Source organism: Novosphingobium sp. TCA1 (genome assembly GCF_009811895.1).
In the GTDB taxonomy this organism is placed as follows: Bacteria; Pseudomonadota; Alphaproteobacteria; order Sphingomonadales; family Sphingomonadaceae; genus Novosphingobium; species Novosphingobium panipatense_A.
Window position 1 is genome coordinate 52,617 of sequence record NZ_BLJH01000006.1, and the last position, 17,375, is coordinate 69,991.

Annotated in this window: 18 protein-coding genes and 2 pseudogenes; 4 read left to right on the forward strand and 16 right to left on the reverse strand. The window is 62.9% G+C overall.

The genetic code is table 11. The features are described 5' to 3' along the window. Positions 1-10: 10 nt before the first annotated feature. From nuoI to NTCA1_RS09585, 11 genes and pseudogenes are all read right to left on the reverse strand, one after another. Positions 11-496, reverse strand: a complete 486-nt coding sequence (gene nuoI, locus NTCA1_RS09535; RefSeq protein WP_086490631.1) for an NADH-quinone oxidoreductase subunit NuoI — start codon at positions 494-496, stop codon at positions 11-13. Continuing rightward, on the reverse strand, positions 493-1,539 hold the full coding sequence (nuoH, locus tag NTCA1_RS09540; protein ID WP_159830238.1) for an NADH-quinone oxidoreductase subunit NuoH: 1,047 nt from the start codon (positions 1,537-1,539) through the stop codon (positions 493-495). The genes nuoI and nuoH overlap by 4 nt, the downstream gene beginning before the upstream one ends. Next, entirely contained in the window at positions 1,536-3,554 is a 2,019-nt protein-coding gene (gene nuoG / locus NTCA1_RS09545) for an NADH-quinone oxidoreductase subunit NuoG (protein ID WP_159830240.1), read from the reverse strand. The genes nuoH and nuoG overlap by 4 nt, the downstream gene beginning before the upstream one ends. Then, complete coding sequence (gene nuoF, locus NTCA1_RS09550) at positions 3,554-4,855, reverse strand: NADH-quinone oxidoreductase subunit NuoF (RefSeq protein ID WP_159830242.1); 1,302 nt, start codon at positions 4,853-4,855, stop codon at positions 3,554-3,556. Before nuoF ends, nuoG begins: the two co-directional genes overlap by 1 nt. Beyond that, on the reverse strand, positions 4,855-5,523 hold the full coding sequence (locus tag NTCA1_RS09555; RefSeq protein ID WP_159830244.1) for an NAD(P)H-dependent oxidoreductase subunit E: 669 nt from the start codon (positions 5,521-5,523) through the stop codon (positions 4,855-4,857). Before NTCA1_RS09555 ends, nuoF begins: the two co-directional genes overlap by 1 nt. Next, positions 5,516-5,716, reverse strand: a complete 201-nt coding sequence (locus NTCA1_RS09560) for a hypothetical protein (RefSeq protein ID WP_086490636.1) — start codon at positions 5,714-5,716, stop codon at positions 5,516-5,518. Before NTCA1_RS09560 ends, NTCA1_RS09555 begins: the two co-directional genes overlap by 8 nt. A 13-nt stretch (positions 5,717-5,729) precedes the next feature. Further along, the gene (locus NTCA1_RS09565; RefSeq protein ID WP_086490637.1) at positions 5,730-6,080 is read right to left on the reverse strand and encodes a nuclear transport factor 2 family protein; all 351 of its coding nucleotides are present in this window, start codon (positions 6,078-6,080) and stop codon (positions 5,730-5,732) included. Continuing rightward, positions 6,077-7,282 carry an NADH-quinone oxidoreductase subunit D gene (locus NTCA1_RS09570; protein WP_086490737.1) on the reverse strand — a complete coding sequence of 402 codons (1,206 nt, stop codon included), beginning with the start codon at positions 7,280-7,282 and terminating at the stop codon, positions 6,077-6,079. The genes NTCA1_RS09565 and NTCA1_RS09570 overlap by 4 nt, the downstream gene beginning before the upstream one ends. Before the next feature lie 20 nt (positions 7,283-7,302). Continuing rightward, positions 7,303-7,914 (reverse strand): annotated as a pseudogene (locus tag NTCA1_RS09575) (NADH-quinone oxidoreductase subunit C); the annotation flags it as partial. A gap of 7 nt (positions 7,915-7,921) precedes the next feature. Beyond that, positions 7,922-8,491 (reverse strand): NADH-quinone oxidoreductase subunit B family protein, encoded by a 570-nt coding sequence (locus NTCA1_RS09580; RefSeq protein WP_086490639.1) that lies wholly within the window; start codon positions 8,489-8,491, stop codon positions 7,922-7,924. Next, the gene (locus NTCA1_RS09585; RefSeq protein ID WP_086490640.1) at positions 8,488-8,862 is read right to left on the reverse strand and encodes an NADH-quinone oxidoreductase subunit A; all 375 of its coding nucleotides are present in this window, start codon (positions 8,860-8,862) and stop codon (positions 8,488-8,490) included. The genes NTCA1_RS09580 and NTCA1_RS09585 overlap by 4 nt, the downstream gene beginning before the upstream one ends. A gap of 458 nt (positions 8,863-9,320) precedes the next feature. On the opposite strand from NTCA1_RS09585, the gene NTCA1_RS09590 reads away from it, so the two are divergent. Beyond that, entirely contained in the window at positions 9,321-10,514 is a 1,194-nt protein-coding gene (locus NTCA1_RS09590; protein WP_159830248.1) for an acetyl-CoA C-acyltransferase, read from the forward strand. Between the two features lie 69 nt (positions 10,515-10,583). Here NTCA1_RS09590 and NTCA1_RS09595 read toward each other — a convergent pair whose 3' ends face one another. Next, entirely contained in the window at positions 10,584-11,081 is a 498-nt protein-coding gene (locus NTCA1_RS09595) for an SH3 domain-containing protein (RefSeq protein ID WP_159830250.1), read from the reverse strand. Positions 11,082-11,311: 230 nt separating this feature from the next. Between NTCA1_RS09595 and NTCA1_RS09600 the strand changes: the two genes are divergently transcribed. Continuing rightward, on the forward strand, positions 11,312-12,619 hold the full coding sequence (locus tag NTCA1_RS09600; RefSeq protein WP_159830252.1) for an ammonium transporter: 1,308 nt from the start codon (positions 11,312-11,314) through the stop codon (positions 12,617-12,619). Next, positions 12,616-13,101 (forward strand): DUF805 domain-containing protein, encoded by a 486-nt coding sequence (locus NTCA1_RS09605; protein ID WP_159830254.1) that lies wholly within the window; start codon positions 12,616-12,618, stop codon positions 13,099-13,101. The genes NTCA1_RS09600 and NTCA1_RS09605 overlap by 4 nt, the downstream gene beginning before the upstream one ends. Before the next feature lie 14 nt (positions 13,102-13,115). Here the strand turns inward: NTCA1_RS09605 and NTCA1_RS09610 are convergent, their stop codons facing one another. Then, entirely contained in the window at positions 13,116-14,291 is a 1,176-nt protein-coding gene (locus tag NTCA1_RS09610; RefSeq protein WP_159830256.1) for a MaoC family dehydratase N-terminal domain-containing protein, read from the reverse strand. A gap of 197 nt (positions 14,292-14,488) precedes the next feature. Between NTCA1_RS09610 and NTCA1_RS09615 the strand changes: the two genes are divergently transcribed. Further along, the gene (locus NTCA1_RS09615) at positions 14,489-15,454 is read left to right on the forward strand and encodes a nitronate monooxygenase family protein (RefSeq protein WP_159830428.1); all 966 of its coding nucleotides are present in this window, start codon (positions 14,489-14,491) and stop codon (positions 15,452-15,454) included. Between the two features lie 218 nt (positions 15,455-15,672). On the opposite strand, the pseudogene NTCA1_RS28970 reads toward NTCA1_RS09615, so the two are convergent. From NTCA1_RS28970 to NTCA1_RS09630, 3 genes and pseudogenes are all read right to left on the reverse strand, one after another. Next, positions 15,673-15,975: pseudogene (locus tag NTCA1_RS28970) on the reverse strand (AHH domain-containing protein); the annotation flags it as partial. A gap of 15 nt (positions 15,976-15,990) precedes the next feature. Further along, entirely contained in the window at positions 15,991-16,806 is an 816-nt protein-coding gene (locus tag NTCA1_RS09625) for a hypothetical protein (RefSeq protein ID WP_236549210.1), read from the reverse strand. A gap of 75 nt (positions 16,807-16,881) precedes the next feature. Then, positions 16,882-17,355, reverse strand: a complete 474-nt coding sequence (locus NTCA1_RS09630) for a flavodoxin family protein (protein WP_236549211.1) — start codon at positions 17,353-17,355, stop codon at positions 16,882-16,884. Between the last annotated feature and the right edge of the window lie 20 nt (positions 17,356-17,375).

Here is a 17,375-nt window from a genome sequence, read left to right on the forward strand (position 1 = left end):
CCGCGGGCCCCTATCGGTACGGCGCATCGGCTTCAAGGTTCGCGGCAATCGCACGCTCCCACTTGTCCCCGTTCGCCAGTAGCTTGGCCTTGTCATAGAGCAGTTCCTCGCGCGTTTCGGTCGCGTATTCGAAGTTCGGCCCTTCGACGATGGCGTCCACCGGACAGGCTTCCTGGCAGAAGCCGCAGTAGATGCACTTCGTCATGTCGATGTCGTAGCGCGTGGTACGGCGCGAACCGTCGGTGCGCGGTGCAGCCTCGATCGTGATCGCCTGCGCCGGGCAGATCGCCTCGCAGAGCTTGCAGGCGATGCAGCGCTCCTCGCCGTTGGGATAACGGCGAAGGGCATGCTCACCACGGAAGCGCGGCGAAAGCGGGTTCTTCTCGAAGGGGTAGTTGATCGTCGCCTTGGGCTTGAAGAAATACTTCAAGGTCAGCCAGTGCGCCTTCACGAACTCCCAGAGCGTGAAGCTCTTTATGAGTTGTCCGACGGTCATTGGAAGTGTCCGGTAGCCATGAGGTAGCCGCTGACGATTACGACGAACAGCAGCGATACGGGCAGGAAGACCTTCCAGCCCAGGCGCATCAGCTGGTCATAGCGGTACCGGGGAACGGTGGCCTTGATCCAGCTGAACACGAAGAAGAAGAAGAAGACCTTGAGCAGGAACCATACGAAGCCCGGCACGAGGTAGAGAACGGGGATGTCGAGCGGCGGCAGCCATCCGCCCCAGAACAGGGTCGCGTTGAGCGCGCACATCAGGAGCACGTTGGCATATTCGCCCAGCCAGTAGGCGGCGAAAGCCATCGACGAGTATTCCGTCTGGTAACCGGCGACGAGTTCCGATTCCGCTTCGGCAAGGTCGAAGGGTGCGCGCTGCGTTTCCGCAAGGCTCGAAATCAGGAACATCACCCACATCGGGAACAGCAGCGGGTTCGCGACGAAACCGTTGATGATGCCGAAGACGTGGCCCTTCTGCGCCCAGACGATCTCGTTCATGTTGAACGTGCCCGCCCAGAGAACGACGCAGATCAGGATGAAGCCGATCGAGACTTCATAGGAGATCATCTGCGCCGAGGCGCGCATCGCCGAGAAGAACGGGTACTTCGAGTTCGAAGCCCAGCCCGCCATGATCGTGCCGTAGACACCCAGCGAGCTGATCGCGAGGATGTAGAGCAGGCCGATGTTGATATCGGCCAGGATCGCGCCCGAGTTGAACGGGATCACTGCCCAGGACAGCAGCGCCAGGGTGAAAGTCACGATCGGCGCAATCAGGAACAGGCCCTTGTTCGCCGCCGAGGGAACGATGGTTTCCTGAAGGAAGACCTTCAGACCGTCCGCGAAGGACTGGAGCAGACCGAACGGGCCGACCACGTTGGGACCGCGGCGCAGCGCCATGGCGGCCCAGATCTTGCGGTCGACATAGATGATCATGGCGACGGCCAGCATCAGCGGCAGCGCGATGAGCAGGATGCCGCAGACGGTGGACACGAACCATGCCCACTCGTAGCTCATCCCGAGATTCTGGAAGAAAGCGGTCATTCCGCTGCCTCCGCGATCTCTTCCCCGTGGAGAAGTTCAGCCGAGCAGCGCTGCATGACAGCGCTCGCACGGGCGATCGGGTTGGTCATGTAGAAGTCCTTGATCGGATAGGCGATCTGACCGGCAGCGGAACCGCCGCCGAGAGGCAGAACGCTCCCGTAGTCGGCAAGACCTTCCCTGCCAAGTGCAGGAACTTCCTCGATCATTGCGTTTCGCAGCTGATCGAAGGTGTCGAAACCGACGGTCACGCCGAAGGCATCGGCGAGCGCGCGCAGAATCGTCCAGTCTTCACGGGCATCGCCCGGTGCGAACACGGCCTTGTCGGACCACTGCACGCGGCCTTCGGTGTTGACGTAAGTGCCTGCCTTTTCGGTGTAGGCCGAAGCCGGCAGGATCACGTCCGCCGCGTGGGCGCCCTTGTCGCCGTGGTGACCGATGTAGACGATCATCGAACCGGCGAACTGGGTGAAGTCCACTTCATCGGCGCCGAGCGCGAGCAGAACCTTGGGCTTGGCGGCGACGAGGTCGGCAATGCCGCCCTGCTGCGCGTAGCCGAGCATCAGGCCGCCCATGCGGGCCGCCGCCATGTGGAGGACGTTGAAGCCATTCCACTTGGTGCCGTCTTCGAGATCACGGACGAGGTTGAACTGGGCCGCGAGCGCAAGGCCCGCTTCCAGACCGCCACGGCCGAGCGCCGCACCGCCGAGGATGACCGCCGGATGCTTCGCGTTCGACAGCACATCGGCGACGTTCTGCGGCAGATTGCCAAGGACCGAGAGGTCTTCGCCAAGGAACTCGCCGCCGAAAGTGGTTTCCCACTCGGGACCGACCAGGAACACCTTGGCGCCGCGCTTCACCGCCTTGCGCAGGCGAACGTTGAGCAGCGGGGCTTCCCAGCGCACCTGGCTGCCCGCGATCAGGATCGCATCGGCAGTCTCGATGCCCGAGAACGTCGTGTTGAAGTTGACGGCAGCGAGGCTGTCGGTCGCGTAGTCCATCCCCGTCTGGCGACCTTCGATGAGCTTCGAACCAAGCGCGACGACCAGCTTCTTGGCCGCGAACATCGTTTCGCAATCGACCATGTCGCCGGCGACGGCGGCGATCGAATTGCCCGGGTTCAGCGTGGCGATGGCGGCAAATGCCTCGTTCCAACTGACCGCGACGAGCTTGCCGTCACGGCGCAGGAACGGCTTGTCGAGGCGGCGCTTGGTAAGGCCGTCGACCATGTAGCGCGCCTTGTCGCTGATCCATTCCTCGTTCACGTCATCGTTGTTACGAGGAAGCACGCGCAGCACTTCGCGGCCGCGCGCATCGATGCGGATGTTGGCGCCGGTGGCGTCCGACACGTCGATGCCCAGCGTCTTCTTAAGTTCCCAGGGACGGGCCTCGAACGCGTAGGGACGCGAGGTGAGCGCACCGACCGGGCACAGGTCGATCACGTTGGCCGACATCTCGTGCTTGGCAGCATGTTCGAGATAGGTCGTGATCTGCATGTTCTCGCCGCGATAAAGCGCGCCGATCTCGTCCACGCCGGCGATTTCTTCCGAGAAGCGCACGCAGCGGGTGCAGTGGATGCAGCGCGTCATCGTCGTCTTGATGAGCGGACCCATGTACTTTTCGGTGACCGCGCGCTTGTTCTCGTCATAGCGCGAAGCGCCGCGACCGTAAGCGACGGACTGGTCCTGAAGGTCGCACTCGCCGCCCTGATCGCAGATCGGGCAGTCGAGCGGGTGGTTGATGAGGAGGAACTCCATCACCCCTTCCCGCGCCTTCTTGACCATTTCGGAATCCGTGCGGATTTCCTGGCCTTCGGAGGCCGGAAGCGCGCACGAAGCCTGGGGCTTGGGCGGTCCGGGCTTCACTTCGACCAGGCACATGCGGCAGTTGCCGGCGATGCTCAGGCGTTCGTGATAGCAGAAGCGCGGGATTTCCTTGCCGGCAAGCTCACAGGCCTGCAGCACGGTTGCGCCGTTGGGGACGTCGATCTCGACGCCGTCGACTTTGACCTTGGGCATTACTCGGCAGCCTCGCGGACGTTATCTGCGATCCGGCGCTCAAGCTCCGGACGGAAGTGCTTGATCAGGCCCTGGATCGGCCACGCCGCAGCGTCGCCCAGGGCGCAGATGGTGTGGCCTTCGACCTGCTTGGTCACCTGCTGCAGCATGTCGATTTCCTCGACTTCCGCGTCGCCGGTGCGCAGGCGCTCCATCACGCGCCACATCCAGCCCGTGCCTTCGCGGCAAGGGGTGCACTGGCCGCAGGATTCGTGCTTGTAGAAGTACGAGATGCGGCTGATGGCGCGGACGATGTCGGTGGACTTGTCCATGACGATGACGGCAGCGGTACCGAGACCGGAGCCGACCGCCTTCAGGCCGTCGAAGTCCATCGGCGCGTCCCAGATGTCGGCCGCCGGAACCAGCGGAACCGACGAACCGCCGGGGATCACCGCCAGCAGGTTGTCCTTGCCGCCGCGAATGCCGCCGCAGTGACGCTCGATCAGTTCGCTGAACGGGATCGACATCTCTTCCTCGACCACGCAGGGACGGTTCACGTGCCCGCTGATCTGGAAGAGCTTGGTGCCCTTGTTGTTCTCGCGGCCGAAGCTGGAGAACCACGCGGCGCCGCGGCGCAGAATGGTCGGCGCGACGGCGATCGATTCGACGTTGTTGACCGTGGTGGGGCAGCCGTAGAGACCTGCGCCGGCCGGGAACGGCGGCTTCAGGCGGGGCTGACCCTTCTTGCCTTCGAGGCTTTCGATCATCGCGGTTTCTTCGCCGCAGATGTAGGCGCCGGCGCCGCGGTGGACGAAGACGTCGAAGTCGTAGCCCGAACCGCAGGCGTTCTTGCCCAGCAGACCGGCTGCGTAAGCCTCTTCACGCGCAGCGAACAGCGTCTCTGCCTCGCGGATATATTCGCCGCGAATGTAGATGTAGGCCGCGCGCGCACCCATGGCGAAGCCCGCGACCAGCGCGCCTTCGAAGAGGAGGTGCGGATCGTGACGCATGATCTCGCGATCCTTGCACGAACCCGGTTCGGATTCGTCCGCATTGATCACGAGGAAGCTGGGCTTCGGATTGCCTGCCTGGTCGAGCGGCGGCTGCTTGGGCATGAAGGACCACTTCATGCCGGTCGGGAAGCCAGCACCGCCGCGACCGCGCAGACCCGAAGCCTTCATCTCGTCGATGATGGCGTCGCGGCCGCGCTCGATCAGCGCCTTGGTGTTGTCCCAGGCACCGCGTGCCTGCGCTTCCTTCAGGTTCCACGGCTGATAGCCGTAGAGGTTGGTGAAGATGCGATCCTTATCGAGGAGAGCCATTACCACTCACTCCGATAGTCATGGTTTTCGGTGATCATCGCCGCCAGATTGGTAGGCTCGCCCACCGGTTCCACGGTGTGACGGGCGGGATCCTGGGTGCCGGCCTTGGGCGTTTCACCACGCGCCAGCGCGTCGAGCACCGCGTTGAGGCGGTCCGACGTGAGGTCTTCGTAGTTGTCGTCGTTGATCTGGACCATCGGGGCCGAGGCGCAGTTGCCCATGCACTCGACCTCGGTGAACGACCACAAGCCGTCTTCCGAGATGTGGCCCTTCTTCATGCCGCGCGACTTGCAGGTTTCCAGCAGGTCGTCCGAACCGCGCAGCATGCAGGGCGTGGTGCCGCAAACCTGCACGTGGAACCGGCCGATCGGCGCGATGTTGTACATGGTGTAGAACGACGCGACCTCGACCACGCGGATCACCGGCATGTCGAGATAGGCGGCGATATATTCCATCACCGGAATCGGCAGCCAGCCCTGCGTGTTCAACTCGGCACCGACCTGGCGCTGGGCCAGATCGAGCAGCGGCATCACGGCCGAGCGCTGGCGCCCTGCCGGATAGCGGGACACGACATCCTTCGCCTTTTCGGCGTTCTCGGCGGTCCAGGCGAAATTGCCCCAACGGGCCCGGAGTTCGGGCGTGTCGGGTTCGATATAGCGGTCAGCCATGCTTACCCCTGCGCTTCAGCCACTGGTCCTGGCCGAAAAGAAACAACTCAAAGCCGCCGATCGCGGTCACCAGCATCGGCAGCACGGCCGTGGGCTGGAGATCGAGATAGACGGCGACAAAATACCACACCGCAAGGGCCACACCGGTGACGGCGGCCCAGATGCGGGTCAGTTCGAGGGTGTTGAATTTCATCGGATGAACTCCCTCACCGGATGAATTCGACGCGCGAGCACTTGTCGCCCTCGAAGCTGTAGACGGCGAGAACGTCGAAAGGCTCGACGGGATCGGAACCGTCCGTCGCCGGGCCGCGCGTCACGTGCTCGCGGAAGACGACGTAATTGTCGGTTTCCTCGCGCGAGACGATCTCGGCCTGGTTCTCGGGCCACTTGGCGAAAGCCGCCTTGAGGCCCGAGCGCGTGCCTTCCCGGCCCTCGCGAACAACAGCGCCGCGATAGTTCGCCTCGCTGGCGTCCTCGGTCATGTACGAGACGTAGAGATCGGCGTCCTGCGCGTTGTAGGCGGCGATCATGGCCTCTGCGACGGCGAGCTTGCTCAACGGTCGCACTCCCCGAACACGATGTCCATGGCACCGAGGATCGCCGTGGCGTCGGGCAGCATGTGGCCCTTCGACATGAAGTCCATCGCCTGGAGATGCGAGAAGGCGGTCGGACGGATCTTGCAGCGGTATGGCTTGTTCGAGCCGTCCGACACCAGATAGACGCCGAATTCGCCCTTGGGGCTTTCCGTGGCGACATAGACTTCGCCCGCGGGAACGTGGAAGCCTTCGGTGTAGAGCTTGAAGTGATGGATCAGCGATTCCATCGACTGCTTCATCTCGCCGCGCTTCGGCGGGCCGACCTTGCGGTCGGTGGTCATAATCGGGCCTTCGGGCATCTGCGCGAGGCACTGCTTCATGATCTTCGCCGACTGGCGCACTTCCTCGGCACGGACCATGAAGCGGTCGTAGCAGTCCGAAGCGGTGCCGACCGGGACTTCGAAGTCCATGCGGTCGTAGACGTCGTAAGGCTGGCTCTTGCGGATATCCCAGGGGATGCCGGTGGCGCGGATCATCGGGCCGGAGAAGCCCCAGGCCAGCGCATCTTCCTTGGAAACGACGGCGATGTCGACGTTACGCTGCTTGAAGATGCGGTTGTCTATGACCAGGCTCAGCGCGTCCTCGAACAGTTCCGGCAGGCGCGTGTCGAGCCAGTCGGCAATGTCGGTGAGCAGCTTGAGCGGCACGTCCTGATGCACGCCGCCGGGGCGGAACCAGGCCGAGTGCATGCGGGCGCCCGAAGCGCGTTCGAAGAAGTTGAGGCAGTCCTCGCGGACTTCGAACAGCCACAGGTTCGGCGTCATCGCGCCGATATCCATGATGTGCGACCCCATGTTCATCATGTGGTTGCAGATGCGGGTCAGCTCGGCGAACAGCACGCGCAGATACTGGGCGCGCAGCGGAACCTCGAGGTTCAGCAGCTTCTCGATCGCGAGGACGTAGGAATGTTCCATGCCTAGCGGCGAGCAGTAGTCCAGACGGTCGAAGTACGGCAGCGCCTGGAGGTAGGTCTTGTGTTCGATCAGCTTCTCGGTGCCGCGATGCAGCAGGCCGACGTGCGGATCGATACGCTCGATGATCTCGCCGTCGAGTTCCATGACCATGCGCAGAACGCCGTGGGCCGCGGGGTGCTGTGGACCGAAGTTGATCGTGTAGTTGGTGATGACTTCGTCGCCGGTGGTCGGCGACTGTTCGAGCTGCATGCTCACGCCTTTTCTCCTTCGGCCTTCTCATCGCCAGGCAGCACGTATTCCGCGCCTTCCCAGGGGCTCATGAAGTCGAACTGACGCAGATCCTGCGCAAGCTGGACCGGCTCGTAGACCACGCGCTTGTCCTCTTCGGAATAGCGCAGCTCGATATGGCCGGTGAGCGGGAAGTCCTTGCGGAACGGATGCCCTTCGAAGCCGTAGTCGGTGAGGATGCGGCGAAGGTCGCGGTTGCCGGCGAAGATCACGCCGTACATGTCGAACACTTCGCGCTCGAGCCAACCGGCGTTGTGCCACAGCGTGGTCACGGTCGGCACCGGCGTATTCTCGGCCGCGTTGACCTTCACCAGCAGGCGATGGTTCTTCGTGATCGAGAGCAGCATGTAGACGACTTCGAAGCGTTCGGGACGCGACGGATAGTCGACACCGGCCATTTCCATGAGCTGCTGGTATTCGTGATGGTCACGCAGCAGGCGCAGGGCGTTCTCGGCCTGGTCGCGCGCAACGGTGAGCACGACTTCGCCGTGCTCTTCGCGGGCGGCAACCAGCATCGAACCCAGCGCGGCGGAGAGAGTCTCCACCACGCCTTCGTTCGACGCGATCTTGGGGGCGGAATGCAGAACAGTCATCGTGCCCTTACCTTTCGAGCGCGCCGACGCGGCGGATCTTACGCTGCAGCTGCATGATGCCGTAGAGCAGCGCTTCGGCGGTCGGCGGGCAGCCCGGCACGTAGATGTCAACCGGAACGATCCGGTCGCAGCCGCGCACGACGCTGTAGCTGTAGTGATAGTAACCGCCGCCGTTGGCGCACGAACCCATCGAGATGACGTACTTCGGGTCCGACATCTGGTCGTAGACCTTGCGGAGGGCCGGAGCCATCTTGTTGCAGAGCGTTCCTGCCACGATCATCACGTCAGACTGACGCGGGGATGCGCGCGGCGCGGCGCCGAAGCGCTCCATGTCGTAGCGGGGCATGTTGACGTGGATCATCTCGACCGCGCAGCAGGCGAGGCCGAAGGTCATCCACCACAGCGAGCCGGTACGGGCCCACTGGAACAGCTCCTCGGTCGACGTGACGAGGAAGCCCTTGTCGGACACTTCCTGGTTGAGGTCCTTGAAGAATGCCTGATCGGGCGGCACGACGGCGCCGCCCTGAGCGATTGCCGGAGCGAGAGGCTGGCCGGCGGAGTTCACGAGCGTGCTCATTCCCAGTCCAGAGCTCCCTTCTTCCATGCATAGGCGAGGCCGATGGCCAGTTCGCCGAGGAACACCATCATCGTCAGCCAGCCGGCCCAGCCGGTCAGCTTGAGCGAAACGGCCCAGGGGAACAGGAACGCGGCTTCAAGGTCGAAGACGATGAACAGGATCGCCACGAGGTAGAAGCGGACGTCGAACTGGCTGCGCGGGTCCTCGAACGCGGGGAAGCCGCATTCGTACTCGCTGTTCTTGTCGGCGCTCGGATTATGGGTGCCGGTCAGGCGGGCGACGCCCATCGGCAGCAGCACGATCACCGACGAAAGCGCGAGCGCAACCGCGAGAAAGATCAGGATCGGCAGGTATTGTGACAGATCAGTCAATGGTTCTGGCCTTCATACCGGATACGGCAGCCGGACTCATGCCTCAGGCAACGTCCGGTTGTTGCGGGCGCTCTTAGGCCAGCCCCTCCCCCTCTGCAAGGTGTCCGAAGGGAATAAATGGCGGAACTCTGCGGTGTTGCGAGCCATTCGCAACAAGCTGGGGAGCGGACATGCTTCGTCACGGAGGCGCATCAAGTCGAAACCCGCAGCAGCCGGGAGATTGGGCAATTCCATGCGAATTGAGTGCGATCGCCTTACGGATGCAAGATTTCGCATCCAGCTTGCGAAAATCGCCGTTATCACAGCCCCGGATCGGAGCAGGAAATGGTTGCGTCAACGCCCCGGGGATGGCGCATGTTGAAGCGCGATGGCGAAGGAGTCATCAATTGCAATTGATGCAGTGCAGCACTACCTGAATTTCGAAGGATACCTGATTTCCAAGCGTGAAAGGCATAATAATGGCCCAAATCTCGGCTTCAGACCCGATTGTCATTCTTTCCTATGCTCGTACCCCGATGGGCGGCCTCCAAGGCGCCCTCGCCGACGTTTCGGCAACTGAACTCGGCGCAACCGCCGTCAAGGCCGCCGTGGAACGCGCCGGGGTTTCCGGCGAAGACATCGAACGCATCTACATGGGCTGCGTGCTCCCCGCCGGGCTCGGCCAGGCGCCTGCCCGCCAGGCGGCGCTGAAGGCCGGCCTGCCGAAGTCGGTCGAAGCCACCACCGTCAACAAGGTCTGCGGATCGGGGATGCAGACGGTGATCATGGGCGCCGAGGCCCTCGCCTCCGGCTCGCTCGACGTGATCATCGCGGGCGGCATGGAATCGATGACCAATGCCCCGTACTTGTCGAAGAAGCACCGCTCGGGCGCCCGCGCCGGCCATGACACCCTTTACGACCACATGTTCCTCGACGGCCTGGAAGACGCCTACGAGGGCGGATCGATGGGTTCCTTCGCGCAGGTAACGGCTGACGAATATCAGCTAACCCGCGAAAATCAGGACGATTACTCGATCGAATCGCTGCGCCGTGCGCAGGAAGCGATCGCCAATGGCGCATTCAAGGGTGAAGTCGTTCCCGTCACCGTGAAGACCCGCAAGGGTGACCTGGTGGTCGATACCGACGAACAGCCGCCCAAGGGCAATGCCGACAAGATCCGCACTTTGCGCGCCGCCTTCGCCAAGGACGGCACGATCACGGCCGCCACGTCCAGCTCGATCTCCGACGGTGCCGCCGCTGTCGTCATGTCCCGCAAGAGCGTGGCCGAAGCCAAGGGCCTGGCGCCCGTCGCCACCGTTGTCGGCGTCGCCGCCCACGCCCACGAACCCGCCAAGTTCACCACGGCCCCGGTCAGCGCGATCACCAAGCTGATGGACAAGGTGGGCTGGCAGCTTTCGGACGTGGACCTGTTCGAAGTGAACGAAGCCTTCGCCTGCGTCGCCATGTTCGCGATGCACGACCTCGGCATCCCGCACGACAAGGTCAACGTCCACGGCGGCGCGACCGCGCTCGGCCATCCGATCGGCGCTTCGGGCACCCGCATCATCGTCACCCTCATCAACGCCCTCAAGGAAAAGGGCCTAAAGAAGGGTGTCGCCTCGCTCTGCATCGGCGGCGGCGAAGCCACGGCAGTTGCGGTCGAACTCGTCTGATCAATCCCAAAATGAGAACCCCCGTCCTTGCGGCGGGGGCTTTCATTTCAATACCTTATAGCATGAATTTCAGGGGGCGCCTGCGCCCCACAGCATGTCCTGTTCGACATAGCCCTTGTGCCCCTGCACATCGAACGGACACCAGCCATCCTTGCAATCGCCCAGCAGGCCGATCACCCCGGGCTGGATCCGCCACAGCATGGGCGAGCCTGAACTGGCCTCCGCATGCATTTCTACCAGAGCCTTGCCTCCCGGTCCTTTTACGAGGGCCGCGCGCTGGCGGGAAAGCAGGAGGTCCCTCATCCAGCCCTTGGTGCCGTCGGGGTCCTCGACGAGCCGCCATGGCCCTTCCCTGCGCAGCACTTTCACGGGGAGATGGAGACGGCGATAGACCCAGTCGATCTTGTACGATTCGCCGGGGCCCACGCGCAAATTCGCCAGATCGGTGTCGACCGAAGCCCAGTAGGGGACCTTGTCGTCATCGGCCGCCTGTGCCGCACCGGCCAGAGTGCAGACGGCGGCGCCGCAGGCCGCCAGGATCGACTGTCGAATTTTTCGCGAAAACATGGCTGTTTCATAATGCGATGCAGCGTCCTTCATCAAGGATTCTCGCCACTCTCCCTGTGGAATGGTTGCGCCCGCCGACGCTGCCCCTACGATAGCGACCCGCGTGCCTTGCAAACCTTTTCCTGCTCCGGGAAATTCCCGAAGGCGCAACACCTTGTGCCCGGCCGCCGCTCTGCTCTAGACCGCCCTTGGGGAGCACCGGTCCTTGCCGGCATCCGTGGGGAAAATCGATGATCAAGCGGGCGCTGTTGTCCATTCCAAGTCTGCTGGCCGTCCTGCCGGGACGGGCCATGGCCCAGGAAGCACGGATAGACCTGTCCAACAGCGGCGACACCGCCTGGATAATGGCGGCGGCCGGACTGGTCCTGCTGCTCGCGCTGCCGGGCATCGCGCTGTACAACTTCGGCAGCGTCGGCAGGCGGAACGGACTGTCGGTCGTGATCCAGTCCTTCGCCCTCGCTGCCGTGGTAACGGTTCTCTGGGGCATCGTCGGATATACGCTGGCCTTCGGAGACATCACCGGCGGCTGGATCGGCGGCGGCAATGCATGGATGCTTATCGAGCTCGGAAATGTGCGCGGCGGAACCGATATGCCCGAAAGCGCCTTTGCCCTGTTCCAGATCGTGGTGGCCGCGCTCGCACCGGCGCTGATGGTCGGCGCCTGGGCCGAACGGGCACGGTTCGGCTGGGTGATGACGTTCGGCGCGCTCTGGACGCTTATCGTGCAGGCCCCGATCACCCACTGGATCTGGGGCGGCGGATGGCTCTCCCGCAATCTGGGCGTGCTGGACTGGGCCGGCGGGCTGGTCATCTTCACGAGCGCGGGGGTCTCCGCTCTCGTAGTCGCGGCCATTCTCGGCCGCAGATCCTCGTTTTCAGGCATGCCCCCGATACCGCACAATCCGGCGCTCTCCTTGGTCGGAGCCGCCATGGCCTGGGTCGGCGCGCTCGGCCTTAGCGGCGGCTGGGCCGTTGCCGCCAACGACGACGCAGCAGCAGCGATGATCTCGGCCCATCTCGCCATTGCAGTGGCAATCGTGACCTGGGCCGGCATCGAACGGCTCGCTTCGGGACGGATCAAGGCACTTGGCCTTGGCAAAGCCGCCATGGCAGGCATCGCCACGATCGCTCCGGCAGCCGGCTACATTTCTCCGGGCGCATCGATTCTTTTCGGCATGCTCGGGGCGGGCGCCGGATATCTGGCAAGCCACGTCGTTCGCGCCCGTTTCCAGGTGGACGATGCCCTGGATGTCTTCGCGGTGCCGGGGCTGTGCGGCGCCCTCGGCTCGCTCCTGCTCGGGGCGTTTCTGTCCAACACCTTCGGCGGCGTCGGATATTATGGCGATATGTCCATGATTTCGCAGACAATAGCGCAATCTTCCGCACTTGCCGTCGTCGTGTTCTGGTCTGCCATGGCGACTGCCATCGTTGCCCTCATGGCATCTCTCGTTTTCCCCATGCGCGTTTCCGAAGACGCCGAGCGCGCAGGGCTGGATGCCTCCAGCCATGGACATTTCCCCGAGGGGCCGGAGCGATGATCCCGGCCTACCTCGCACAGAGCGTCCGCCGAAGCTTTTCACCTTCCGGCAGATCTGGGAGAACGGAAGTCTGGGTCTACCTTCTGGCGGCCACGCTGATCGGTGTCCTGTTTTCAGCGATTACCGCATGGTTTCTCGCCCCCGCCCTCTCCCGCTGGGCATCGCTTGCAGTCATGCTGCTTATTGCAATTCCTGTGGTGTCGCTCGTCATCAGACGCTTTCACGATCTGGACCGCAGCGGCTGGTGGAGTTTGGCACTCGCTCTCGGCGCCGTTCGGCTCCTGATCCTGGAGATCCTGCAGGGCAGCCTTGGCTGGGACGCGAGAGCGACTGCCGAACGCCTCTTCACATGGGTGGACTGGGCCGTTTTTCCGGCGTTCGGACTGGCCTATATCGTGATTATTGCATGGCCGGGCACGAAGCGGGAAAACCGCTTCGGCCCGCCGGACCACTTGGATCGGACCGGCAAGCAAGTGCCCTAACCATCTCGAACTAGTCAGCCCGTTCGCTTGGGCAGAGATATCTCCGCAATACCCCCGCACATCAGCGTTCCCTTCTGGTTGGTCATCCTGTGCTTCACCTGCACGAGGTGACGGCCCTGTTCATCCACCATCTTGTCCACCACCTCGGCGGTCTGGATTGTGACGTCACCCGAAAGCGCCGGCCCACGGTAATTAGCAGTCGAGTGTACGACCATTCCCCACTCGCCAGCCCAACCGGCCAGATAGTCGGTAACCCATGCTCCCATGGAGGCGCCGTAGCCGTAAGCCCTCGGCATGCCGATCTTGCGGGCATACTTGGGGAAGAGATGTCCTCGCGAAGGGCCGAAATAGGCACCATCGGTCAATTCAGGATTGATTCGTTCCATATGCGGATCGTTCTCATGACCGGCCATCTCGGGCGTGAAGCCCAAGGCCGCCAGATCGAGTTCGCGGCGATCCAGCGTGCCCCATGTCGTGAAGAGATAGGCGCGCCACTCGGTCGTAAAGCTCGCGATAGTATGCGGACCGAAGACGCGCTCGGGCAGTTGATCGCCAATGGCGACATCGTCCCACCAACGTTCGCCATGCCCCAACTCATGGAGCATGCGAATCCAGGCGAACTTGCGCTGCTCCAGCTGATCGAGTTCGGCATCCGTCCATTCAGGCTCTTCGAACTCTGCGGTATTGACGGTGTCTCCGCCCGCATGGGCGAGATAGCGTATCGCGGTAGAGCGCTGCTTCGCGATCAGCTCGCCCGACTGGTTGCGATAGAAGTTGTCGCCCCGCTGGAAGCAGGTCGGCCCGAAACCGGTGTTCTTGACGGTATAGTCGAACGGAATTCGCTCATTCGTAACGACATCGCCGCCGAATACGCGCGGGCCATAATGCCAGAACTCATCGCCGCCGAAGAGCAGGTGGGAGTTTGGAATGCAGCCGACGCAGGAAGGCGCCGTACCGTGACCGTCATCCATCACGATCGGAAAGCTCTGCGGCGCCACAAGCTTCCCGAACCGGCTCTCGGCAGCGAAAGCAGGATCGAAATGAAGGAGATTCGCATAGTGCATCGCCTGCGCCCAGCGGCGGATGTCATTGTTTCCAAGAGGCTCGCGGATGGGCGAGGAATCGATCACTTTTCCAAGGTATTGATCGATATCAGAGCAATCAAACTCAGCGGCGACTTGGTCCGACATGGCGCTTCCCTTCTCCCGATGGCGACTTGAGCCGCCTTTCCTTTGATCGACAGTGCTGTCTATTACAGCCGGTCTATCGGGTCACGCGCCTTGCCGCGTTACGGCGCCGTCAACGCCCCGGCGGTACGCGCGAACTCTCGACAGTGGATCGCCGCCGATCTATGTCTGGTTTAATCGATCACTTAAACGGACCGGATATGCCTCTTCCAGCGCCTTTCGCCTCGCTTCGCCTGCCTGTGATTGCAGCGCCGATGTTCATAGTGTCGACACCGCATCTCGTCATTGCGCAGATGCGATCGGGGATCGTCGGCAGCTTCCCCGCCCTGAACGCGCGCCCAGCCAGCCAGCTCGACGAATGGCTCTGTGAAATTGAAGAGGAAACAGAAGGTTGCGAAGCGCCTTTGGCAGTCAATCTCATTGTTCACAAAAGCAACAATCGGCTTCAGGAAGACCTCAAGGTGCTTGAAAAGCACAAGGTGCCGCTGGTCATAACCTCCCTTGGCGCAATGCCCGAGGTGAATGCCGCAGTGCATGGATGGGGAGGCCTGGTCTTCCACGACGTGATCAACGACCGCTTCGCTCGCAAGGCCGTGGAAAAGGGTGCAGACGGACTGATCGCCGTAGCTGCCGGCGCCGGCGGACATGCGGGGCCTCAGTCGCCTTTCGCCCTCATGCAGGAAATCCGTGCCTGGTTCGACGGTCCTCTTGCGCTGTCCGGCGCGATTGCCTGCGGTCGCTCCATTGTGGCTGCCCAGGCGATGGGCGCCGACTTTGCCTATATCGGTACGCCGTTCATTGCCACGAACGAGGCCAACGCGGCATCGGAATACAAGCAGGCCATCGTCGATGGCGCAGCGGCGGACATAGTCTATTCCAGCCTCTTCACGGGCGTTCACGGAAACTACCTGCGCGCCTCCATCACCGCTGCAGGTCTCGACCCGGACAATCTGCCGGAAGGCGACAAGACCCAGATGGACTTCGGTTCCGGCGGCAATACCGCGGCCAAGGCTTGGAAAGACATCTGGGGATCGGGACAAGGAATCGGCGCGATTTCCTCGATCGAGCCTGTGGAATCGCGCATCGCCGCGCTCGAAACGCAGTACCGCGCCGCAATGGACGCTTTGCGCGATCGCGTGGGCATGGCCTCGCATCTGGTGGACTGAGCATCGGCGCCTGACAGGATAGGCGCCGTTCCCAACCAGAGCTTGTCCGCCAGATCGTCGAGCTCCGAAAATTCGACTTCCGGCCGCAACGGATCGTTGCGGTTAAGCTGAGGTCCGTGAAACGGTGCCCCTAGCAGAAGGCGGCGCAAGGCCCGCTGCAAAAGGCCTATCCGCCACCGCGCATCGTTAGCGGCGCGCGATGGCGTCTTGCGCCTGTCCTGCGACCATTTCGCCTCAATCTGGCCGATCCGTTCACTGACAAGCGAGGTATATTGTCGATGAGGGCCGCGATGGAGCGGCAGGCCCATGCGTATGCTTGCTGCCTCATCGCAGGGAAGCAGCAGGCCGTTGCGACGGAAATCCTCGAAACAGGCATGGAGCCCACCGATGGCCACGAGCAGAGGTTGAAAGCAGCGGCTACGCCCGATCTGAAGCGGAAGCAGGTGATGCCGTTGCAGCCCGTCGTCATAGTCGGGCTGCCCTCTGCGGTTGACGGCGCGAAAGGAAAGATGCTGTCTCAGCGGAGACGATCACGGTCAGTGCTGTCGCCAGACCCAGATTTGTTTTCCCTTTCGCGACGGCTCCAGCAGAAGTCGCCCCTTTGGCGAGTCGATCTCTCTGGGTTGATCGAACGCCCCCTGGCGAACAAGGTAATCGACTACGCGAATAGCCAATTTCAAGGTTTCGGACGGCGTTTCGCCGCTCGCACCTTCGAGCTGCATTTCCCTACCGACAAATCGGGAGAGCCCTCGCGTCAGCAGGCTGCCATCGTCTGCACGCAGCAAAGCTGTGAGGCCAAGCGCCGGGAAAGCGCCGCCAGCCAGCCAATTGACGATGATCTGTGCAAAGTAGCGCGGCTCCATGACCGTCTGCGCCGACTGCCAGCCTATGGCCGACACGGGAAGCTTCAGAGACAGGCTCGCAGCCAGACCCGCGAGCGTGCGGATCACGGGAACAAGTCCCGCCCCCCCGGCGATATGCCCACCGGGCGCCAGCTCGATCGCCTCAAGCTCCTCGATACGCGGGACTGTTTCGAACCCATGGTTCTGCAAAATGTCACCCTGCGCAGCCGCTTTTGCCGGAGCCAGTCCCGAAAGGTCGAAAGTAAGGCCGCTCGCAAGAAGCTCCACCCAGCCTTCCTCTGCGGGCGGGCGATGCGTTACCCTTGCCATGATCTCCCGCCCCGCCGAGGCTTCGATCAGCGCCGCGATCGCTTCGACCGAGGGGCGTTCGGCAGGCTTGAAATAGAGAGAAACGCCATTGCGCGGCGCCGCAGCAGCCAACACGCCCCGATCCTCGGCTTTCCGGGATGAGGGGTTCGTTTTCACGGGTTCAGGCTCGATGATGTTCACACCAATCATAAGGCAGCAGTTCGCCGCCGCCGTCGAGTCCGTCACCTAACTGATGCAACCGAAACGGTTTCATCTTCAGAAGACCCCGAGCTTCAACCCTTCGGCAAAAGCCGCACCAAGCTCGCGGCACGCCTCCAGATCCTCTTCCGAAACGGTCTTTTCTGCCCGGATCTGTTCGGGCGTCTGTGCCCCCAGATTGACGATCAGCGGCTCCGCGACGCGCCGGAGCCGCCAACCGGTGACGATGCGATCGATCTGCGCCAGTGCCGCGGTTCCGTCCGATCCGGCCGAGATCGCCGTGGCATAAGGCCGACCTTCCACCCGGCCGAGCATGGGATAGTAGCAGCGGTCGAACATCTCCTTCATCTGGCCCGACATGCTCCCGAGATTTTCCGGGCAAACGAAGACATAGCCCTGCGCACCCAGCAGGATCGCGGGCATGGCCTCTGCGGCCGTCAGCAACACGCCCTGCCCGCTCGCGCCTTGCGCCACGGCAGCCGCCATGGCTCTCGAAGCGCCAGTGCGGCTATGCCAGATTATTGCCAGCATCGCGGCTTCTCCCTGATTGA

What these genes read in the sequence shown, in the direction of transcription:
- nuoI (WP_086490631.1), bottom strand. Translation starts at nt 496, where the DNA reads ATGACCGTCGGACAACTCATAAAGAGCTTCACGCTCTGGGAGTTCGTG.
- nuoH (WP_159830238.1), bottom strand. Translation starts at nt 1,539, where the DNA reads ATGACCGCTTTCTTCCAGAATCTCGGGATGAGCTACGAGTGGGCATGG.
- nuoG (WP_159830240.1), bottom strand. Translation starts at nt 3,554, where the DNA reads ATGCCCAAGGTCAAAGTCGACGGCGTCGAGATCGACGTCCCCAACGGC.
- nuoF (WP_159830242.1), bottom strand. Translation starts at nt 4,855, where the DNA reads ATGGCTCTCCTCGATAAGGATCGCATCTTCACCAACCTCTACGGCTAT.
- NTCA1_RS09555 (WP_159830244.1), bottom strand. Translation starts at nt 5,523, where the DNA reads ATGGCTGACCGCTATATCGAACCCGACACGCCCGAACTCCGGGCCCGT.
- NTCA1_RS09560 (WP_086490636.1), bottom strand. Translation starts at nt 5,716, where the DNA reads ATGAAATTCAACACCCTCGAACTGACCCGCATCTGGGCCGCCGTCACC.
- NTCA1_RS09570 (WP_086490737.1), bottom strand. Translation starts at nt 7,282, where the DNA reads ATGCAGCTCGAACAGTCGCCGACCACCGGCGACGAAGTCATCACCAAC.
- NTCA1_RS09580 (WP_086490639.1), bottom strand. Translation starts at nt 8,491, where the DNA reads ATGAGCACGCTCGTGAACTCCGCCGGCCAGCCTCTCGCTCCGGCAATC.
- NTCA1_RS09590 (WP_159830248.1), top strand. Translation starts at nt 9,321, where the DNA reads ATGGCCCAAATCTCGGCTTCAGACCCGATTGTCATTCTTTCCTATGCT.
- NTCA1_RS09595 (WP_159830250.1), bottom strand. Translation starts at nt 11,081, where the DNA reads ATGTTTTCGCGAAAAATTCGACAGTCGATCCTGGCGGCCTGCGGCGCC.
- NTCA1_RS09600 (WP_159830252.1), top strand. Translation starts at nt 11,312, where the DNA reads ATGATCAAGCGGGCGCTGTTGTCCATTCCAAGTCTGCTGGCCGTCCTG.
- NTCA1_RS09605 (WP_159830254.1), top strand. Translation starts at nt 12,616, where the DNA reads ATGATCCCGGCCTACCTCGCACAGAGCGTCCGCCGAAGCTTTTCACCT.
- NTCA1_RS09610 (WP_159830256.1), bottom strand. Translation starts at nt 14,291, where the DNA reads ATGTCGGACCAAGTCGCCGCTGAGTTTGATTGCTCTGATATCGATCAA.
- NTCA1_RS09615 (WP_159830428.1), top strand. Translation starts at nt 14,489, where the DNA reads ATGCCTCTTCCAGCGCCTTTCGCCTCGCTTCGCCTGCCTGTGATTGCA.
- NTCA1_RS09630 (WP_236549211.1), bottom strand. Translation starts at nt 17,355, where the DNA reads ATGCTGGCAATAATCTGGCATAGCCGCACTGGCGCTTCGAGAGCCATG.